Raw genomic sequence first — 19,417 nt, 5'->3', positions numbered from 1 at the left:
CGGACCGGATGGACCACAGGCTTGATAAAGACCGAATTGGTTTCGGTCGCATCCAGGCCCTGACAGCCTGCAACCACAGAGATCATCGCCACAGCCGCAACAATAGATACTATATTTTTGCTTGGGCCAAATACGCCGATTGCGGATTTGTTCATCATGTGTCCCTTGTTATCAAGTATAGGCCAAGGACGCATCGCGACATACCATGCCTTCGTCGCTTCTACGCCACGTGGGCAACCACTCGCACATCACGCATGAACATTAGACATCACTAATTATTAAATTTCATAAAAACCCTATGGTAGCGCCACCGTCTCGTCGTCCGTCAGTTGCAATTGAATGCGATCAATCGGCGGTCGGCGCGCCGACCGCTCAGCCGAACCACTTGATGGTTGACCATAAGCGATTCGCAAGTTCCCTGACAGGCGCCCGGCAAAGCGGCCCGCTGTCAAAACAGGGAAGGATTTGGGGGTTGCTCAACCCGCCGCGATGGGCTTGGAGCGAAAGGCACAATCGCTGACTGCGTCGACGCTCATGCAGGGCACCACCGGCTCAATATGGCTGAAACACGACCTAGTTCTTGGAATCGATCAGCTTGCGGGTCTCTTCGAACTGCGCGCCCTTGGTGTCGCCCACTTCGAATTTCCGATACTCGTCTGAAGGGTCCTCAGGGGTTCGTTTGAAACTGTACCATACCCCATCCGGATCCTTGCGTTGCTCAATGGTCCCACCCTCGATGCGGTGGCTGTAGCAGGTGCGCTGCTGCTTGCCCTTGTAGCTCTTGGACCGCCAGGCGACGTCCATGCACATCTTGCCGTCTTTGGTCACCAGCCACCTGCCCTCGGCGACAGAGGCTGAATCCTGCCCCGACGTCCAGGCCCGGAGGGGGCGACCGGTCTTTCCAAAATAGGCCGCTCCGTCTTTCCACAGCCATGTGCGGTCGGTGTAGAGACGCTGCAGCTCGAAAGCCGTCGGCACGGTGGCGGCGGCTTCCGCAGGCTTGGGGTTCTTTTCGTTGGCCGCTTGAGCCGCTCCGGAAAGCGCCAACTGGCCACAAACGACCAGCAGAGGCACAAGCCAGGCGCGCCTGGCAGACTGCTCGCGTTCCGGCTCTATGCGAGCCCAAGGCAATCTGATCGAAACTGTCGGCGCAATCAACGGTCGCATACGGTTTTCGCATCCCGATCCAGCGTAGCGCCGACACGATCGTGGCCGAGGACGCGCCACCTCGGAGCGTTCTCCCCATCGATGCAGCACCGGGTTTCCGGGCGCGGTCAGCAGCTTGGCTTACGCGCATTAACAGCTGGGCAAAGATCGATGTCAACCTTTTGCGCCGCAGCGAGGCGCTTCAGACCGAGAGGCGACAAGCCCACGGAACCACGGCCGATGTGAGACTTCGACGTCAAGCCACGAGGGCCGATCGAAGACGGTTCGAAGGCGTTTGTCGATTGGTATCGGCGCGAATGGAAATCCGGGCGTAAGGGGTGGCTGGCGCAGCCCCGCGCCGCCTCACTTCTCACGCCCGGATCCCAGTCCCCGCCGAACTCTTCTTAGTTAGCGCGCGCGGCAGGTGGCGCGCTGGCCAAATCCACTCGGACCGCAGATCCAGGGGGAATGACCGAGGAACGGACCACCATCGCCTGGCTGGAAAGAAACCTTCACTGGCGCCGGCGTGACGATCCTGGCCGGTTGCGGCCGCACGAAGGCGGCGTAGGCCGTCTCGGTCGTGCGTGTCACGCTGGTCGTCTGCATGAGGCGCTTGCGGTTGAACACATGACCGCGCGTCTTCCCGACGTAGTGGATCTTCTTGGCTGGCGCATGCACCGCGGGCTTGCTGGCGAGTGAGCCGGTCGTGGTCGCGTCCATGCTCTGGCAACCGGAAACCATCGAGATCAATGCAAAAGCAGCTATAGACCAGCCATTTTTTCTGCCTTTGGCAGCCAAGCCCCTGATGAATTTGTTCATCATCTATCCCCTGTCGATAAATGCAAATCGATTGGACGCAGAGATATTTTTCTCTGGTGTCTTCCGCGCCGCGTGAACAGCCAACCGCCACTCACATCATGTTCGAATATTAGAGGATACTTATTAAAATTCGCGCAAACGGCATGGTCAGTGCCGCCTTTCAGCGCTCGATCGGATATTATTAAAATTTGATCTTATTCGCTCGTGCCTGAGGCTGCGGCGGGTCGCCGGCCGGCAATCGAGACCGTCAATCAAGGTGAATGCAGTTCGGGAGAACTCTTACGGGTGGATGAGTCTGGGCGTCAGCGCCGCGTTTCCCAACCAGGGTCGAAGTAGAAGTTGCGGGCTCCGATGTTGCCCTGGCCAGCACCGGAAACCACATAGGCGACGCGGACGATGCGCAAGCCGCCGGCACCCTGCTGCAGCCCGTAGACGCCCTCCATGCCACGGTCGTAGAAACCCATGGCCGGCACGATGATCGCCAACAGGGCAAGCGAAGCCTGCAAGGCGAGTTTCGTCACATTGGCGCGCAGCGGGATCTTGTTCTCGATGACGTGCCTGACGACGATGACCAACACCAGGAACCCGTAGAGGAAGGCGTTGAGGGCGGCGAACCAGTAGAAGCCGGTGGCGTCAAAAGGGTGGTCAACGAGCAGGACGGGCAGCGCCGCACCGATGGCCAGCACCACATAGGGCGCGAAGGCACGAGCCGGCAGAAGATGCTTGGGGCCGCTGCCCTTGGGCGTGACGCGGAAATCGACGAACGATTTGGTCAAATAGTCGCGCACCGACGACAGCGTGCCGGCCAGTACCCAGGGCCAGCGCGCGAAGAAGAGGAACAGCGTGCCTTCCCAACTGATCGTCTTGGCCGTGATCGGCCGCGACACGCCAAAAGCCTTCAGCATCATCACCAGACCGACCAGGGCGACCGCGTTCGGCACGTAGTAGAACAGGAAGTCGAGATACATGACATTGGCGAAGTTGCGCCCGGTGGACAGCGCATAGATCGGCATGACGTACATCAGCAACGCAAAGACGGCGAATAGCGGATACCAGAGCTGGCAAAAGAGAAACTGGAACCTCAACCGCGGCGAGAGCTTGGCCAAATATGCGGGCGAATACTCGAGCAAGATCGTCATCAGGCTCCGCGACCACTGGAATTCCTGGGTGACGAGATCGGCGAAAGTCTGCGGTCCATCGCCATGCGCGATGGCGTCGATCGCGTGCACGCCGCGCCAGCCGGCCGCGTTGATCAGCATCGAGGTGGAATGATCCTCGGCCAGTTCCGGACCGAGACCGCCCGCCTGCTTCAGCGCCCTGGTTCGCACGGCATAATGCGAGCCGATGCAGAGCGGCGCCCCGCCGCCGGTATGGCCGGACTGCAAGGGTCCGTGGAACATCCCTTCCGGAAACAGCCGGCCGCGCGCCGACCAGCTTTCGGCGGCATTGTTGTCGCAGATGCTCGGCGCCGACACATAGCCGACCGTGGGATCGGCGAAGGGATAGAGGATTTCCCTGAGATAGGTCGGTGTCGGCACATGGTCGGCGTCCATCTGGGCGACGAAATCGTAACGCTGGTAACCATAGTGGTCGTAGAAGAACGCCAGATTGCCTTCCTTGCAGCGGGTGCGGCGCGGCCAAGTCTTGCGGTGATAGTCTTCCCTGCCGCGCCGCGTCGAAATCAGCACGCCGTGAGCATTGCACCAGGCGATCGTGTCTTCGGAGGGATCCTCGTCGGCAAGCCAGGTATCATGCGGGTAGTCTTGCGCCAGCATCGCCTCCAGCGTGCGCGCAACCACGGCAAACGGTTCCGAGGGGGCCTTGGTGACAACCATCGCGACCCGCGAACGCTTCGGGAGCGTATGAAGTTTGGACGGTTTTTTCGACGCATGCACGTTCAGGAGAAAATACAACGGCATCAGCGTGAGCCACAGCAGAATGGCTGTCGCGAATACATATGGTCCGATATGCTCAACATGCTCGGGCCTGAGCCACCAAGACCAGAAGAAGCCGAGCGTGACGAACCAGAAAGCCAAGGCCAGCCTGAGCAGCCATTGCTGGGTGGCCGACAGCACCGGCACGAGATAGGGCCGCTTCCGCGCCGAGCCGGCCAGGGCCGCCTCGGCTTGCCGTGCCCGTCTGTTCGTATGGCCGACTATGCCTACGTCTATACTCATCTGCTTACGCGCCGCCACTTCGGGCTTCAGCCAAACCGCGGTTGAAAACCCTCACATCCCGGCTGTAGAATCAGCTTCCGTTCTCTTAGAGTCAACTAAATTAAGTGTTGCTTAACTATGCTTCTTGAGCATTGGTTAACCTAGCCCCCCAGAGCCGCGAGGGCATCTCACAGAAGAGCCGCCAGAGGGCGACTCCGGAATGGAGAGCCGGCAAAATTTTCAGCACGGATGGGATTGAGCCGATTCGAAGAGGATCCGGCAGACCGGCATGTTAACCATGCCGAGCGAGTCATGGTTAAGCAACCGTTAATTGTACTTGACTCTTAGCTGCGACCGGCTCTTAAATTAGCCAGGGATAATATATCGGAATTTGACGCGAATTTGTGAGTATCGCGGCGAACCGTCTCTCTTGAGCTCCTCGTGTCGGCGCCTTGAGAGATGATTTCATGGCAGGAATTTGTGCTTAACATTCCCGCCAATAGTCGCTCCGAAATCCCGCAGATTCTGCCAATAAAGCCGATCGGGTGTGGATGGTCGTGTCGATCAGTCGTCGACATGCGGGCGAAGCTTCGACTTCCGCAGGATATCGAAGCTATGGAGATTATCATGAAAAATACCGCAGTAAGTGCGCTTGCAATGGCATTGGCCTTGGGCGGCAGCGTAGCGTTCCCAACTCTGGCGGGCGCCGGCTCCGAGGCCGCGACGGATCCCGTTCATACGAGCAGCGCCGCTTCGGCGTTCGGATCCTATGACCCCTACGGAGACTTCGGCGCCGACAAGAGTGCAAGCATCGAGGAGCTCTTCCTGCCCTGGGAAGACGTCGACCTGACGAGCCTACCCTTAGCCGATGCCTACGCGCTTCAGCGAAACCGGTCGCTGTTGATCACCATCGAGCCTTGGACCTGGTCGAAGGACTGGCGCATCACCCCGAGCGAACTGCGCGACGGCATATTGAGCGGCAAATATGACGCAAACATGCAGGCAATCTGCAATCTGGTGGGAGCAATGAAGAGCCCCGTCACCATTCGCTGGGCGCAGGAAATGGAGGACACCAACGGTCGCTTCACCTGGGCCAACTGGGCACCCAAGGACTGGATCGCCGCCTACAAGCGCGAGGTCGATCTGTGCCGCAAAGCTGCACCAGCCGCCAAATATATGTGGTCCCCCAAGGGTGAAGTGGGTCTGGAGAAATACTACCCTGGCGACGACTATGTCGACGTCATCGGGCTGTCGGTGTTCGGCCTGCAGAAAAAGGACAATGACGAGGCCGGTCGTGATCGTACGTTCGCCGAGGCGCTGAAGCCCGGATATGACCGCGTCGCGGGTTTCAACAAGCCGGTCGTGGTGGCGGAACTCGGCTATGTCGGGAAGCAGGAATATGTTTCGCAATGGGCGGCCGATTCCCGCAAGTCCTATGCGGAGTTTCCGGCCCTGACGTCGGTTGTCTACTTCAATCAGAAGGAAGTGTGGCCATGGTTGGGTGGCTATGGGCTGCCCGATTGGAGGGTTACCCAGCACGTCTTGCCCTAGACCTTGTGCATCAGGGGCAAATGCAAGCGTAAAAATTGAGTGTGGCGTAAAGTTGTAGGGGTAGGGTCGTGAAACGAGTATTGGGATATTCCATTGGAACGGCACTTGCCTGTTCCATAGCATTCCTGGCTTGCCAGCTTCCGGCGGTAGCCAAGACAGCGGCGCAAGTCGCCGAACTGGCCAAGCAGGCCGAAGCGGTGCCCGACGAAGGCATCTACCAGATGTATCAGAACCGCTCGTGGCTCTGGGGCCAGAACGGTGCAGGATTTTTTGCCGTGCAGGGTCGTCAATTCAGCGCCTGGACTTCGGACAAGGGCAAACTGGGTTACGGTGACGGTATCTGGTTCATTCCAGGCGGAGGCAAGCTTTGCTTCCGGGCGAAATGGCATGGCGCGGGGGGCGACTCCAACGCCGTCACCTGCTTCGAGCATCGCCAGTCCGGCAAGGTGCTTTACCAGCGCAAATTACCGGATGGCGACTGGTACGTCTTCAGAAGCTCGCATCGCAACTCGGCGGACGAGTTCATGAAATTGAAATACGGCGACGATGTCAGCCGGAAACAGAAACGGATCGAGGCACAAGAATAGAGCCTTATCGTCCGCGCCAAATCGCTGGTTAAAACGCGTCGCATCGATTCATGCGGCGCGTTTTAGGTCTGTGTTCCCTGCACGGCGTTAGCCTTGCGCTCCCAGCGGCGGTCCGATGTCTGCTGCCAGTAGGTCACGGCGTGGCCCGCGTCCTTCATCGTCTTCCAATGCCCCCTCGCCGCCTCGACCTGGGCGGCGTCATGGCCGTCGAACAGGAACACGGCACGCTCGTAGCCGGCAAGGTCTGATGGTACCGCGCCGTCGACCAGGAATCTTATTTTGGCTTCGTTGGGATTGCCGTCGCCGGTGGTCAACAGGATAGGCTGTTCGCCGGGATAAGCCTCGCGATCTGTCGCGTGCGCCAGGAAGGAATCATCGCGGAAGGTCCACAGATGCTGGTCGAGCGCGTCGCGGCGTTCCTCGGTGCCGGTCTGCACCACGGCGCGCCAGCCACGATCGACGCTGCGCTCGAGCAGGCCCGGCAGCGCATCCTCCAGCGTCGATTCGGTCAGATGATAGAACAGCACGTCGGCCATGGATTAAGGTCAGCTCTCGTAGTGATCGCGCACCAGCCGGTCGAGCAGCCGCACGCCGAAGCCTGAGCCCCAGGACTGGTTGATCTCGTTCGATGGCGAACCCATGGCCGTGCCGGCAATGTCGAGATGAGCCCAGGGCGTGTCCTTGACGAAGCGCTGCAGGAATTGTGCGGCGATGATGGCGCCGCCATAGCGGCCGCCGATGTTCTTCATATCGGCGTTCTTGGAATCGATGAGCTTGTCGTATTCGGCGCCAAGCGGCATGCGCCACAGCCGCTCCTGCGTCGCCTGCCCCGCCGCCGCCAGCCTTTCCGCCAGTTCGTCATTGTTGGAGAACAGGCCGGCATAATGCAGGCCGAGCGCGACCATGATGGCGCCGGTCAGCGTCGCCAGATTGACCATGAATTTCGGCTGGAAGCGGTCGTTGCAGTACCACAGCGCGTCGGCCAGCACGAGGCGACCCTCGGCGTCGGTGTTGAGCACCTCGATGGTCTGGCCCGACATCGAGGTGACGATGTCGCCGGGGCGCTGGGCATGGCCGTCGACGGCGTTTTCGACCAGGCCGATGATGCCAACGACATTGGCTTTCGCCTTGCGCGCGGCCAAGGCGTGCATCAGCCCGGTTACCGCGGCGGCACCACCCATATCGCCCTTCATGTCCTCCATGCCCGAAGCCGGCTTCATCGAATTGCCGCCGGTGTCGAAGGTGACGCCCTTGCCGACGAAGGCGATCGGGCTGTCCTTGGGTTTGCCGCCGCTCCACTGCATGACGGCCATGCGCGCGCCACGTGGCGAGCCTTGCGCGACGCCGAGCAGCGAGCCCATGCCAAGCTTCTTCATCTCCTTTTCGGTCAGGATCTCGACCTTGACGCCGAGCGTCTCGAGTTCCTTGGCGCGGGCCGCGAACTCGATCGGCCCCAGCATATTTGCCGGTTCGTTGACGAGGTCGCGCGCCAGAAGCACGCCGTCGATCACCGCCTCGGCATCCGCGAAGGCCTTCTTGGCGCCTGCCGGGTCGGCGGTGTGGATGGTTACCTTGACCGGCTTCTTCGGATCGGCCTTGGCGTCATCCTTGTCCTTCCTGGTCTTGTACTTGTCGAACGAATAGCTGCGCAGGAGAATGCCTGCCGCAAGGTTGGTGGCATCCTTGCCATCCGCCGAGGCGCCGACCAGGTCGAGCACCACGGCGACGTCAGTTGCCTTGCGCAACGACGCTGCGATGGTGCCGCCCAGTTTCAGCCAGGCATATTCATCGAGCCCTGCCGCCTTGCCGGCACCGACCGCGACCAGCCTGTCGAGTGACGTTCCTTCCGGTGCCAGAATCTCGACGACGCCGGCGAACTTGCCGGTGAACTCGGCCACCGGAAAGGCCCGTTCCAGCGTCTTGCCGGGATCGTAAGCCCTGGCCGCGTCGCTCAGGCCGCCATCATCCGCCGACAGCACGAAGACCGTGCCCTTCCTGCTTGCCGCTGTCTGAGGCGCGGCGAATTTTGCAAAGGCGATCGACGGTCTCGGGTTCATCATGTCCTGCTTTCGGGGATTGCGCGATGGTAAGCGAAGCGGTTCGAAGCGATCCGCGACATTTGGTCGTTTTCCGGCATTTGGCAAGACATTGCCAAAATGGCTACCCATATGACAGTTGGAATCGATGGCGATTCGTCGCGGCACGGCCCCGCTTCATGCCGCAACCTGTTGTTAACCATCGATGTTTTCCCTTTCTTATCCATTCCCTCCGACACTCCGGCCCATTGCGGCACGCGACGTGGGACGGGAACCGGATCGCCTGCCTGATCGAGCCTATCGGAGCCAGTTGTGCGGGCGCCGCCGGGCGGCTACCCTTAGCGTGGTGGCATGATGCCGTTCGAGAAAATCGAGTAAAGCCTTCATGAAGGTCGTTGAACGCTACATCATGCGCCGCGCTTTCGTGGTCTTCCTGGCAGCGCTGGTCTGGACGCTGGCCATCGTGTGGACCACGCAGGTGCTGGCCAAGATCGATCTGGTTACCGACAGCGGCCAGTCGTCGCTGACCTTCTTCGAGGTCGCCGCCCTCATTCTTCCCTCGATCATTCCGATCGTCGTGCCTTTCGCGCTGGTGGTGGCGGTCGCCCAGACACTCAGTGTCATGAATTCGGATTCCGAACTGGCCGTCGTCAACGCCGCCGGCGCCTCGCGCTGGACGATCGTGCGGCCAATCATGCTGCTGGCCCTCGCAGCCAGCGTTTTTTCCTTTGCCGTCGACAATGGCATCGACCCCTATGCACGGCAGAAGAACCGCGCTTTGGTGGCGGAGTCGCGCGCCGACCTGTTGTCGCTGATCATCCAGGAAGGCACTTTCCGAAAGATCGAGGACGGGCTGTTCCTGCAAATTGGCGAGCGGCTTCCCAACAACAAGCTGGGCGGCATCTTCGTCGCCGATTCGCGCGAGGAAGGCGTCAATCTCGTCTATTACGCCAAGACCGGTAGCGTCGTCGAACGCGGCGGCGAAAAGGTGCTGATGATGAATGACGGCGTCATCCACCGCAAAACGCTGACCGGCGACCTCAGTGTCATCCGGTTCACGTCCTATGCCTTCGACATGTCAGCCTTCATGGCGGCGGCCTCCGAGGTGACGCTTTTGCCGAAGGACCAGACAACCCAGTACCTGCTCAATCCGAGCCCCAACGACAAGAATTTTCAGCAAAACCCGCAGCAATATCGGGCCGAGGTCGACCAGCGGTTTTCGGAATGGCTGTATTCCATGGTGTTCGCGCTGATCGCGCTCGCGGTGGCCGGCGATGCGCGCTCGCATCGCGAGGCGCGCGTCAATCCATTGATCACGGCCATCACCATCTCGCTGTTCGTGCGCTGGCTGGGTTTCTTTGCCGCCAGCAAAGCCGATGAAGTGCCGCAATATGCCTATATGGTCTATGGCGTGCCCATCGTGGCTTCGGCGGTGGCGATCTGGTTCATCGTGTCGAACCGGACCATGGAACTGCCGGTGGCCTGGGCGGACTGGATGACGAACCTGGCCGGCCGCGTTGGTGACGGCTGGAACGCCCTCAAGCTGCGTTGGTCCAGGCGCGGCACTTCAGGCCAGGAGATCGGCTGATGGGCTGGACGCTGGGCCGTTACTTCTTCTTCCGGTACGTCACGATCACGATCTGGTTCTTCCTGGGCCTGTTGGCGCTGGTGTTCCTGATCGATTTCACCGAGCTGTCCGGCCGCACCACCGGCCTGCCCGGCTTCACCTACGGAACGGCGGTGGCCATTTCGAGCCTTCGCATGCCGATGATCATGCTGCAGACGGTGCCGTTTGTCGGCCTGTTCTCGGCAATGGCGACACTGGTTTCGCTCAACCGCCGCTACGAGCTGGTCATCGCGCGGTCCGCCGGCGTTTCCGCCTGGCAATTCCTTTTGCCATGCTGCATCGGAGCGTTGCTGTTCGGCTTTGTGTCGGTCGGGCTCATCAACCCGCTCGCCGCGCATGCCTTCTCGCTGTCCGAGCAGATCGAAACCCAGTTGCGCTCCGGCAAATCAAATACGGTTTCGGCCGATGCCGCGCCCTGGATTCGCCAGAAAACCGGCACCGGCGACACCATCATCGGCGCGCGGGCCATCCTCAACCAAGGCCTGGAGATGTCCGACGCCGTCTTTTTTGTCCTCGACCAGCAAGGCAACATCGTCGAGCGCAAGGATGCCGCGCGTGCTTACCTGCGGGATGGCTATTGGGATTTGCAGGATGTGAAGACCTTCAGGAACGGCACCATCCAGCCCGCGGCAAGCGATCGTGTGCCGACCAATCTGAAGCCTGAATTCGTGCAGGAGCGGCTGGCGCGCCCGGAGACCATTCCGTTCTACGACCTGCCTGGAAAAATCGAGGTTGCCCGTTCCTTCGGCCTCAAGGCAAATGCGTTTGCCATGCAGTTTGATTCGCTGGTGGCGTTGCCGTTCCTCCTCGTCGCCATGACGCTGATTGCGGCAACAGTTTCAATGCGATTTGCGAGGATGGGACAATCGGCAACGATGATTCTGGGTGGCGTCGTTGCCGGGTTTCTGCTTTATGTCGTTTCGGTGCTGGTGAAGGCATTCGGCGTGGCGGGGTTCGTGCCGACCGCCATAGCCGCCTGGGTGCCGGTCGTGGTAGCTATGTTCTTCGGGGTGACTTTCCTGCTATACAAGGAAGACGGCTAGTGAGGGAGGCGTTTTTGCCCAGCAACAGGCAGGCCAATTTGGCGCGCCTCTATGCGGCGAGCGCCTTGGCGTGCCTGCTTGCCTGCGCCGTGCCATTGCCCGCGTTCGCGCAGGAAGTCGGCAAGATGGCGACCAATGTTCCGTCCGGCTCGCAGATGCTGCTGGCCGCCGACACACTGGAGTACAACAACGACAACCAGACGGTGACCGCCGTCGGCGGCGTGCAGATCGACTATGGCGGCAACCGCCTCGTCGCCCAGAAGGTCGTATATGACCGCAACACCAAGCGGATGGTTGCCACCGGCAATGTTGAGATCGTCAACAGCGACGGCACCAAGATCAATTCGCAGCATATCGATATCACCGACGATTTCGCCGACGGTTTCGTCAACGCACTGCGCGTTGAAACCATCGACAAGGCCTATTTCGCCGCCGAAAGCGCCGAGCGCATGGGCGGCGTGCTGACCACATTCCACAATGGCGTCTATACCGCCTGCGAACCGTGCGAGGACAAGCCCGACAAGGCGCCGACCTGGCGCGTGAAGGCCAGGAAGATCATCTGGAACGGCGAGAAGAAGACGGTTCGCTTCGAGAATGCGAATTTCGAGTTCTTCGGCTTCCCGCTCGCCTACCTGCCGGCGTTCGAGATCGCCGACCCGACGGTGAAGCGCAAGAGCGGCTTCCTGATCCCGGGGATCAGCTACAACAGCCACCTGGGATACAGCGTCAAGGTTCCCTATTATTTCGCCCTTTCGCCGACTTATGACCTGACGGTGACGGGAAGCGGCTACACCAAGCAGGGCTTCCTCGGAGAGGCCGAGTGGCGCCAGCGCTTCAACAATGGCGCATACAGTTTGAAGATCGCCGGAATCCAGCAGCGGGATCCGGACGCCTTCATCGACAGCGCCGGGCGCAACGTCGATTCGGGCGCGGCGGGCGATCCCAACAAATTCCGCGGCATGATGGGCACGCAAGGCCAGTTCGCCATCAACGAACGCTGGAATTTCGGCTGGGACGTGCTGCTGCAGACCGACAAGGACTTCTCGAGCACCTACAACATCGACAAGTACAATGCCGGCGTCCATCAGTCGACGGTCTACCTGACGGGGCTCAACGGCCGCAACTACTTCGATGTACGCGCCATGCACTTCGACGTGCAGGAAAATACACTCAACAGCAATATTGCCGCGCGCAGCAACCAGCAGCCATGGGTGCTGCCGTCGCTCGACTACGCCTATATCCCTGACGCGTCGGTGGCTGGCGGCCAATTGTCGCTCAACGTCAATTCGCGCGTCCTCCGCCGCAACGAGCTCGACCAGACCTATTTCACCCCTTACGATGCGAGCTCAGGCACGCAGCGCGTTCGTGGTATCGAAGGTGAATCCGGCCGTCTTACCGCCGAGGCCGAGTGGAAGCGGACATTCGTCACCGACGACGGACTGGTGCTGACACCATTGCTGGCGTTGCAGGGCGACGTCGATTACCTCAATGCGTCATCTGGTTCGTTGGCCGCCATCAACCAGATGGCAACGAATTTGGGCGAGCGGGACGATATGCGCTCGTCGTTTGCCCGTTACATGGCAACCGCGGGCCTCGAAATGCGTTGGCCGATGCTGTTTTCGCTGGCCAGCGGATCGAGCCATGTCATCGAGCCGATGGCGCAGTTGTTTCTGCGTCCCAACGAACAATATGTCGGTGGCCTCGCTGTTCCCAATGAAGACGCCCAGAGCATGGTGTTCGACGCGACCACCCTGTTCGAACGCGACAAGTTCTCCGGCTACGACCGCATCGAAGGCGGTTCGCGCGCCAATGTCGGCGTCCGCTATTCCGGCTCCTTTATCAACGGCTGGGGCACCAATGCCATTTTCGGCCAGTCCTATCAGATTGGCGGCGAGAACTCCTTCGCCGAGCCGGATCTGGTCAATGTCGGCGCCTATTCGGGCCTTCAGACCACCAAGTCCGACTATGTCGGTCTGTTTGGCGTCAACAGCCCGAACGGATTCGCGGCCTCGGTCAGCGGCCGCTTCGACGAACAGACCTTCGAGATGCGCCGCGCCGAGTTCAAGGCCGCCTATTCAGGCCTGCCGGTGTCGCTCAGCGCCAAATACGCCTTCATCCAGGCCCAGCCGCTGTACGGCTTCACCACCGACCGTCACGAGGTCACACTGGGTGCGTCGACGCACCTTGCCCAGAACTGGCGCGTGTTCGGGACAGGGACCTATGATCTGCAGGAAAGCCTGCTGGTCAAGGATGGGGTCGGCTTTGCCTACAACGATTCCTGCTTCACTTACCTGATGACGTACTCGCAGTCGCGTGACCTGAACACCAGGGAAGTGACGCAGAGCATCGGCTTCAACCTGTCGTTCCGCACCCTCGGCGACTTCGGCTCGTCGACCAGCGCAATCGACACCATCCAGTAGCCGGCGAGACATCGTTTCGCCGCATAGAGCTGGCACGGATTCGCGCACCCGGGAGAGGACGAAATTGGGCGGAACCGGGATAGAATTGGGATGCTAATGATGAGGAAATACCTCTTTTCAGCAGGGTTTGCGCTGCTTGTGGCGGCGACATCCGTGTCGATGACCGTCATGACGCCGCCGGCTTTTGCCAGCGAGATCAAATACGTCGTCAACGACATACCCGTCACGTCAGGCGATATCGCGCACCGCGCCGCCTTTTTGAAACTGCAGCGCAAGAAGGGCGATGCCGCCCAGGAAATGATCGACCAGACGCTGCGCCTTGCCGAAGCCAAGCGGCTTGGCATCCGTATCAGCGACGCCCAGGTCGAGGCCGCCTATCAGCGCTTTGCCACCAACAACAAGATGCAGCTCAGCCAGCTTGATGGCGTGATGGAGAAATCCGGCGTCGGCAAGGACCATTTCAAGGAGTTTATCCGCGCCCAGATGGCCTGGAATCAGGCCTTGAGTGCGCGTTACCGTTCCGGCGAAGGCGGCAGCGTGACCGAGCAGGATGCGGTCAGGCGCATGCTCGACAAAGGCGGGGCCAAACCGAGCGCCACCGAGTACATGCTGCAGCAGGTCATCTTCGTCGTACCGGCCGCCGAACGCAGCGCGACGCTGGCCAAGCGCAAGCGAGAGGCCGATGCCATGCGCGCCCGCTTCAACGGCTGCAACACGACGCGCGAGTTCGCCAAGGGCCTTATCGACGTCACCGTTCGCGATCTGGGCCGGGTGCTGGCGCCGCAATTGCCGCCGGACTGGGCCGAGCAGATCAAGGCGACCAAGGTCGGCGGCGCCACCGTCACGCGCGAAACCGAGCGCGGTGTCGAGTTCATCGGCATCTGCTCATCGCGCGAAGTGTCGGACGACAAGACAGCGCAGATGGTGTTCCAGAGCGAAGGCTCCAACGACAAGGCGGCCGACGATCTGAGCAAGAAATATGTCGACGAGTTGAAGGCGAAAGCCCGTATCGTCAAGCGCTGACGTGAAGAGCGCGATGACCGCGCTGGCGCTGAGCGTCGGCGATCCCTCCGGCATCGGGCCCGAAATCGCCATCGCCGCCTTCCTGGCGCGCGAGGCAGTCGGCTTGCCCGCCTTCTATCTTTTGGCCGATCCGGCGCTGATCGCCTCGCGGGCGAGGCAACTGGGCGTGTCGGTGCCGATCGTCGAGACAACGCCGATTGGAGCGGCGCAGGTTTTCGCCCATGCCTTGCCCATCGTTCCACTGGCGGCCCATTTCATCGACAGCCCCGGCCGGCCGGATTCGGCCAATGCGGCCGGCACCGTCGAGGCCATCGACCGCGCTGTCGCCGCCTGCTTTGCCGGCGATGCCGCAGCCGTGGTCACCTGCCCAATCGCCAAGAAGCCGCTCTACGACGCAGGGTTCCGCTTTCCCGGCCACACCGAGTATCTGGCGCATCTGGCGGCGCGACACAGCGGTGTCGACGCGATGCCGGTCATGATGCTGGCGGGCCCCGACCTGCGCACGGTTCCCGTCACCATCCACATCGCTCTGGCCGAGGTGCCGAAGGCCCTGACCACCGAGCTGATCGTCGCGACCGCGCGCATCACCGCGGCCGACCTCGCCAGCCGCTTCGGCATCGCCAGGCCGAGGCTTGCCATTGCCGGCCTCAATCCGCATGCCGGCGAAGGTGGTTCCATGGGTCTGGAGGACGAGCGTATCGTGCGCCCGGCGGTCGACATCCTGCGCGCCGAAGGCATCGATGCGTTCGGCCCGCTGCCGGCCGACACGCTGTTCCATGCCCGGGCGCGGGCAAGCTATGACGTGGTCCTGTGTATGTATCACGACCAGGCATTGATCCCCGCCAAGACGCTGGCTTTCGACGAGGCGGTCAACGTTACGCTCGGCCTGCCCTTCATCCGCACGTCGCCCGACCATGGCACCGCCTTCGATATCGCCGGCAAGGGCCTTGCGCGACCGGACAGCCTGATCGCGGCGCTGAAGCTCGCCAGGAAGCTCGCCGACACCGACGCAAAGGCCGTGGCCGCATGACCGCTGCCGTTTCGGGTCCGAACGCATGAGCATCGATGGGTTGCCACCGCTGCGCGACGTCATCGAGCGCCATGGGCTGCAGGCGAAAAAGGCGCTTGGCCAGAATTTCCTGCTCGACCTCAATTTGACCGGCAAGATCGCACGCAGCGCAGGCGACCTGACAAACACTGCGGTGATCGAGGTTGGTCCGGGGCCAGGCGGCCTGACAAGGGCGCTGCTTTCCAACGGCGCCCGCCGGGTCGTCGCCATCGAACGCGACGAACGCTGCCTGGCTGCCCTTGCCGAAGTCTCCGCTCACTATCCCGGCCGGCTGGAGGTGATTTCCGGCGACGCGCTAAAGACCGACTTTGCCGCCCTTGCCTCCTCGGCAACCCAAGACGGCGGTCAGGTGCGGATCGTGGCCAATCTGCCTTACAACATCGGCACGGAATTGCTCGTCCGATGGCTGACCGTCCCGGACTGGCCGCCTTTCTACGCCTCGATGACGCTGATGTTCCAGCGTGAGGTGGCCCAGCGCATCGTCGCCGCGCCCGGCAGCGATGCCTATGGTCGGCTCGGCGTGCTGGCCGGCTGGCGCACGCAGGCCAGGATCGCCTTCGACGTGCCTCCCCAGGCCTTCACGCCGCCGCCCAAGGTCACCTCGTCGGTGGTGCATCTGGAGCCACGTGCGACGCCCCTGCCCGCTGATGTGAAAAAACTCGGCCGCGTCACCGAAGCCGCCTTCGGCCAACGCCGAAAGATGCTGCGGCAAAGTGTGAAAAGCCTCGGCGGCGAGGCCTTGCTCGAGCGCGCGGGCATCGATCCGACCCGCCGCGCCGAAACGCTCAGCGTCGAGGAATTCGTCAGGCTGACCAATGCGGCTTAGCCCCTTCTCCCCGTTTACGGGGAGAAGGAAAAAGGCCTACACCGTCTTCTCGTCCAGCAAACCGGAGACGAAATCGAACAGACCGGGCCGGCGGTCGCGCCGCAATCGTTCGGCGACGACGATGCCACGCACTTCGGCAAAGGCGCGGTCGAGATCGTCATTGACGATGACGAAATCATATTCCTTCCAGTGCTCGATCTCGTTGCGGGCGTTCTTCAGCCGCGTCTCGATCACCGCTTCCTGGTCCTCGGCACGACGCTTCAGCCGCGCCTTCAATTCCTTCATCGACGGCGGCAGGATGAAGATCGAGACGATGTCAGCGCGCATCTTCTCCTTGAGCTGCTGAGCGCCTTGCCAGTCGATGTCGAACAGCATGTCGCGGCCTTGCGCCAATGCCAGTTCGGCGGGCTCGCGCGGTGTCGCATAGCAATTGCCGTGCACTTCCGCCCACTCCAGCAGCGCGTCGGAATCGCGCAGCCGCTCGAACTCGCGCATGGTGCGGAAATGGTAGTGAACACCCTCGATCTCCGAGCCGCGGCGCGGTCTGGTGGTGACCGAGACCGACAGTTCGAGGCTGGAATCGCTTTCCAGAAGGTTGCGCGCGATCGTCGACTTGCCGGCGCCCGACGGCGACGACAGCACAAGCATCAGCCCCCGGCGGCGGATGCGGGACCCCAAATCCCTGGGAACCATCGGTTCCTTGGCAACCATCGGCTACTCCAGATTCTGGACCTGTTCACGAAACTGGTCGACCACGGCCTTCAGCTCCAGCCCGATCGCGGTGACGGCGGCGGCGTTCGACTTCGAGCACAGCGTATTCGATTCGCGGTTAAATTCCTGTGCCAGGAAATCGAGCTTGCGGCCGACGGCGCCGCCGCCCCCAAGCAGGGTGCGGCCAGATGCGACATGCGTTTTCAGCCGGTCGATCTCTTCGCGAATATCAGCCTTGGTGGCGAGGAACGCCGCCTCCATGTGCAGCCGGCTCGCATCCAGATTGGCGGACGCGTCCATCAGCAGCCTGACCTGCTCGGCGATGCGTTCACGGATCGCCGCCGTCTCGCGTGACGGGTCCGCCTCCGCGCGCAGCGTCAGTGCCTCAATGGCGTCGATGTGGCCGGACAGCAGCAAAGCCAGTGCCGCACCCTCGCCTTGCCGTGCTTGCTCCAGCCCTTTCAGCGCCACCTCAAGGGCAGCCATGATGGCGATGTCGAGCGCGGCGCGCGCCTCTTCGGTTTCCACGGTTTCAGGAATGTCGAGCACGCCGCGCAGCGACAGCAACCCGTCGGCCGTGGCGGGGGCAACGCCGAATTGTTCCTGCAGCCGCTTGGCGAGGCCCGCAAGGTCTTTCAGAAACGCCTCGTTGACGACGGGTTGCGCCTGCGCACCGGCGGCGCGGCCGATAGTCAGCGTCGCCTGGAAATTGCCCCGGGCGAAACGCTTCTGCAGCGTTTGCCTGACCGCCGGCTCCAGCCGCTCGAAACCTTGCGGCAGCCGCAGCCGCACCTCGACGCTCTTGCCGTTGACGGACTTGACCTCCCAGGCGATCGAAGTGCCGTCATGCTCGGCGACGGCACGCGCAAATCCGGTCATGCTCTGCAAATTCATGTCGCCTGCACACCCCTGGCGCATCACCCCAAAACCAGTTTTCCGGACAGGGGCAAGTGCTGCTTAAAAATGACCACGCCGTGGGTGCGTCGAAATCGGACGCGTGGCGTTTCTTTCAAATGTCAGGCTGCCGCCTTCCGGGCAACGCCTTTTTTATCTCACTGGGCGTCGCCAGCATCGCCGCCGGCATCGCCATTATCGCCACCGGTGCCGTCGCTGCCATCGGCAGGCTTGTCGGCGGCAGGCTTTTCGGGAGTGCCATTGGCACCAGCGGCAGCCTTGGCCGCGTCATCGGCCTGCTTCTTCTGTAACGCACGATAGCGGGCGACGTTCTCATTGTGCTCGTCCAGCGTCGCGGCAAAGACGTGCCCGCCCGTGCCGTCGGCGACGAAATAAAGATCGTCGGTCTTCGATGGATTGGCCACGGCCTCAAGCGCGGCACGGCCCGGATTGGCGATAGGCGTCGGCGGCAGACCATTGATCACATAGGTGTTGTAAGGCGTCTGCTTCTGGATGTCCGACTGGTAGATCGGGCGGTCAGCGGGCTTTCCCTTACCGCCGAACAGACCATAGATGATGGTCGGATCGGATTGCAGGCGCATGCCCTTGGCCAGCCGGTTGAGGAAGACGGCGGCGACGCGGGAACGCTCGTCCCCCCTGCCGGTTTCCTTCTCGACGATCGAGGCCAGGGTGACGAAGTCCTCGATATTGGCGAGCGGCAGGTCCGGCGCGCGCCGCTGCCAGACCTCGTCGACCAGCTTCTTCTGATCGGCCACCAGCTTGTCGATCATCTGCTGGCGCGTCGCGCCGCGCGTGAAGCGCAGCGTGTCGGTGGCAAGGCTGCCCTCGGGGGGCACTTTCGCCGGCATGTCGCCGCTCAAGGCGGGTTCGTCGGCGATACGCTGCAGGGCCTGGTCAACCGTCAGCCCTTCCGGAATGGTCAGCGAATACATCACCGACTTGCCGCTCTTCAAAAGCTCCATGATGTCACGCATGGATGCCCTGGGCTTGATCTCGTATTCGCCGGCCTTGAGTGCGGAATCGTTGCCGAAGGCGCGCACGCCAAGGCGGAAGACACGGGCGTCGCTGATCAGTCCGCGGCGCTCAAGCTGGTCGGCGATGTCCTGGACCCCGGTGTTGGGCTTGACCAGGAAGGTGTCGCCATTGGCCGAGGGACCAGGTTCGGTGAATTCCTGCTTGCCGAAGTAGAGCGCCGCGCCCGCCGTCAGAACCATCAGCATCACCAAGGAGATGACGAAGTTCATAAACACGACGACCTGGCTGCGCGAAGCGCGCGAGCGCTTCGGCGGCGGCGTTCCGGCTTCCGGCCGCAAGGCCTCGCTGGCTGTCTTCGGCACGATCGGCCCGGTGTTCGCCGGCCTTTGCCCGAATTCTCCGTTGCCCGACGGATTTGTGTTCATCTTGCCCTACCGTTTGATCGCCCAACGAATCCCCTGCGGCAGAGTAGGGGCGAATATGGCAAAATTGACGGCACACCGAAGTATCGTC

Annotated in this window: 17 protein-coding genes; 9 read left to right on the top strand and 8 right to left on the bottom strand. The window is 61.8% G+C overall.

What is annotated here, in order from left to right; all coding sequences use genetic code 11:
- Positions 1-573: 573 nt before the first annotated feature.
- Positions 574-1,074, bottom strand: a complete 501-nt coding sequence (locus tag HB778_RS25410) for a DUF995 domain-containing protein (RefSeq protein WP_244661610.1) — start codon at positions 1,072-1,074, stop codon at positions 574-576.
- A 480-nt stretch (positions 1,075-1,554) separates the two neighbouring features.
- Entirely contained in the window at positions 1,555-1,866 is a 312-nt protein-coding gene (locus HB778_RS25405) for a hypothetical protein (protein WP_244661609.1), read from the bottom strand.
- Between HB778_RS25405 and HB778_RS41665 the strand changes: the two genes are divergently transcribed.
- The gene (locus tag HB778_RS41665) at positions 1,865-2,041 is read left to right on the top strand and encodes a hypothetical protein (RefSeq protein WP_244661608.1); all 177 of its coding nucleotides are present in this window, start codon (positions 1,865-1,867) and stop codon (positions 2,039-2,041) included. The two genes, HB778_RS25405 and HB778_RS41665, sit on opposite strands and share 2 nt — an antisense overlap.
- A gap of 226 nt (positions 2,042-2,267) precedes the next feature.
- Here HB778_RS41665 and HB778_RS25400 read toward each other — a convergent pair whose 3' ends face one another.
- Positions 2,268-4,142 carry a glycosyltransferase family 2 protein gene (locus HB778_RS25400; protein ID WP_183457908.1) on the bottom strand — a complete coding sequence of 625 codons (1,875 nt, stop codon included), beginning with the start codon at positions 4,140-4,142 and terminating at the stop codon, positions 2,268-2,270.
- A 606-nt stretch (positions 4,143-4,748) separates the two neighbouring features.
- Here HB778_RS25400 and HB778_RS25395 point away from each other — a divergent pair.
- Both HB778_RS25395 and HB778_RS25390 read left to right on the top strand, forming a co-directional pair.
- On the top strand, positions 4,749-5,672 hold the full coding sequence (locus tag HB778_RS25395; RefSeq protein ID WP_183457906.1) for a glycoside hydrolase family 26 protein: 924 nt from the start codon (positions 4,749-4,751) through the stop codon (positions 5,670-5,672).
- A gap of 68 nt (positions 5,673-5,740) precedes the next feature.
- Entirely contained in the window at positions 5,741-6,259 is a 519-nt protein-coding gene (locus HB778_RS25390; RefSeq protein ID WP_183457904.1) for a DUF995 domain-containing protein, read from the top strand.
- 62 nt (positions 6,260-6,321) lie between these two features.
- Here HB778_RS25390 and HB778_RS25385 read toward each other — a convergent pair whose 3' ends face one another.
- Both HB778_RS25385 and HB778_RS25380 read right to left on the bottom strand, forming a co-directional pair.
- The gene (locus HB778_RS25385; RefSeq protein ID WP_183457902.1) at positions 6,322-6,795 is read right to left on the bottom strand and encodes a DNA polymerase III subunit chi; all 474 of its coding nucleotides are present in this window, start codon (positions 6,793-6,795) and stop codon (positions 6,322-6,324) included.
- A gap of 9 nt (positions 6,796-6,804) precedes the next feature.
- Complete coding sequence (locus HB778_RS25380) at positions 6,805-8,316, bottom strand: leucyl aminopeptidase (RefSeq protein WP_183457900.1); 1,512 nt, start codon at positions 8,314-8,316, stop codon at positions 6,805-6,807.
- Between the two features lie 364 nt (positions 8,317-8,680).
- Between HB778_RS25380 and lptF the strand changes: the two genes are divergently transcribed.
- From lptF to rsmA, 6 genes are all read left to right on the top strand, one after another.
- Entirely contained in the window at positions 8,681-9,883 is a 1,203-nt protein-coding gene (gene lptF, locus HB778_RS25375) for an LPS export ABC transporter permease LptF (RefSeq protein WP_183457898.1), read from the top strand.
- Positions 9,880-10,965 (top strand): LPS export ABC transporter permease LptG, encoded by a 1,086-nt coding sequence (gene lptG, locus HB778_RS25370; protein WP_183465217.1) that lies wholly within the window; start codon positions 9,880-9,882, stop codon positions 10,963-10,965. Before lptF ends, lptG begins: the two co-directional genes overlap by 4 nt.
- Positions 10,965-13,385 carry an LPS-assembly protein LptD gene (locus HB778_RS25365; protein WP_183457896.1) on the top strand — a complete coding sequence of 807 codons (2,421 nt, stop codon included), beginning with the start codon at positions 10,965-10,967 and terminating at the stop codon, positions 13,383-13,385. The genes lptG and HB778_RS25365 overlap by 1 nt, the downstream gene beginning before the upstream one ends.
- A 90-nt stretch (positions 13,386-13,475) precedes the next feature.
- Positions 13,476-14,408 carry a peptidylprolyl isomerase gene (locus tag HB778_RS25360; protein ID WP_183457894.1) on the top strand — a complete coding sequence of 311 codons (933 nt, stop codon included), beginning with the start codon at positions 13,476-13,478 and terminating at the stop codon, positions 14,406-14,408.
- A 13-nt stretch (positions 14,409-14,421) separates the two neighbouring features.
- The gene (gene pdxA, locus HB778_RS25355; protein WP_183457892.1) at positions 14,422-15,438 is read left to right on the top strand and encodes a 4-hydroxythreonine-4-phosphate dehydrogenase PdxA; all 1,017 of its coding nucleotides are present in this window, start codon (positions 14,422-14,424) and stop codon (positions 15,436-15,438) included.
- A 25-nt stretch (positions 15,439-15,463) separates the two neighbouring features.
- Positions 15,464-16,303: a 16S rRNA (adenine(1518)-N(6)/adenine(1519)-N(6))-dimethyltransferase RsmA gene (rsmA, locus tag HB778_RS25350; RefSeq protein ID WP_183457890.1), complete on the top strand. Its 840-nt coding sequence runs from the start codon at positions 15,464-15,466 to the stop codon at positions 16,301-16,303.
- A 36-nt stretch (positions 16,304-16,339) separates the two neighbouring features.
- Here the strand turns inward: rsmA and gmk are convergent, their stop codons facing one another.
- The 3 genes from gmk to mltG all read right to left on the bottom strand — a co-directional run bounded on the left by gmk (position 16,340) and on the right by mltG (position 19,329).
- Complete coding sequence (gene gmk / locus HB778_RS25345) at positions 16,340-16,996, bottom strand: guanylate kinase (RefSeq protein ID WP_027053294.1); 657 nt, start codon at positions 16,994-16,996, stop codon at positions 16,340-16,342.
- A 21-nt stretch (positions 16,997-17,017) separates the two neighbouring features.
- Positions 17,018-17,908 (bottom strand): YicC/YloC family endoribonuclease, encoded by an 891-nt coding sequence (locus tag HB778_RS25340; RefSeq protein WP_183457888.1) that lies wholly within the window; start codon positions 17,906-17,908, stop codon positions 17,018-17,020.
- A gap of 158 nt (positions 17,909-18,066) precedes the next feature.
- On the bottom strand, positions 18,067-19,329 hold the full coding sequence (gene mltG / locus HB778_RS25335; protein WP_183457886.1) for an endolytic transglycosylase MltG: 1,263 nt from the start codon (positions 19,327-19,329) through the stop codon (positions 18,067-18,069).
- Positions 19,330-19,417: the final 88 nt, after the last annotated feature.

The organism is Mesorhizobium huakuii, from assembly GCF_014189455.1.
GTDB classification, from domain to species: Bacteria; Pseudomonadota; Alphaproteobacteria; order Rhizobiales; family Rhizobiaceae; genus Mesorhizobium; species Mesorhizobium huakuii_A.
This window is presented reverse-complemented; position numbering and strand designations above follow the sequence as displayed.

Coding starts and splice junctions, on each gene's coding strand:
- HB778_RS41665 (WP_244661608.1), top strand. CDS start 1,865: ATGCTCTGGCAACCGGAAACCATCGAGATCAATGCAAAAGCAGCTATA.
- HB778_RS25405 (WP_244661609.1), bottom strand. CDS start 1,866: ATGGACGCGACCACGACCGGCTCACTCGCCAGCAAGCCCGCGGTGCAT.
- HB778_RS25400 (WP_183457908.1), bottom strand. CDS start 4,142: ATGAGTATAGACGTAGGCATAGTCGGCCATACGAACAGACGGGCACGG.
- HB778_RS25395 (WP_183457906.1), top strand. CDS start 4,749: ATGAAAAATACCGCAGTAAGTGCGCTTGCAATGGCATTGGCCTTGGGC.
- HB778_RS25385 (WP_183457902.1), bottom strand. CDS start 6,795: ATGGCCGACGTGCTGTTCTATCATCTGACCGAATCGACGCTGGAGGAT.
- HB778_RS25380 (WP_183457900.1), bottom strand. CDS start 8,316: ATGAACCCGAGACCGTCGATCGCCTTTGCAAAATTCGCCGCGCCTCAG.
- lptF (WP_183457898.1), top strand. CDS start 8,681: ATGAAGGTCGTTGAACGCTACATCATGCGCCGCGCTTTCGTGGTCTTC.
- HB778_RS25360 (WP_183457894.1), top strand. CDS start 13,476: ATGCTAATGATGAGGAAATACCTCTTTTCAGCAGGGTTTGCGCTGCTT.
- pdxA (WP_183457892.1), top strand. CDS start 14,422: ATGACCGCGCTGGCGCTGAGCGTCGGCGATCCCTCCGGCATCGGGCCC.
- rsmA (WP_183457890.1), top strand. CDS start 15,464: ATGAGCATCGATGGGTTGCCACCGCTGCGCGACGTCATCGAGCGCCAT.
- gmk (WP_027053294.1), bottom strand. CDS start 16,996: ATGGTTCCCAGGGATTTGGGGTCCCGCATCCGCCGCCGGGGGCTGATG.
- HB778_RS25340 (WP_183457888.1), bottom strand. CDS start 17,908: ATGAATTTGCAGAGCATGACCGGATTTGCGCGTGCCGTCGCCGAGCAT.
- mltG (WP_183457886.1), bottom strand. CDS start 19,329: ATGAACACAAATCCGTCGGGCAACGGAGAATTCGGGCAAAGGCCGGCG.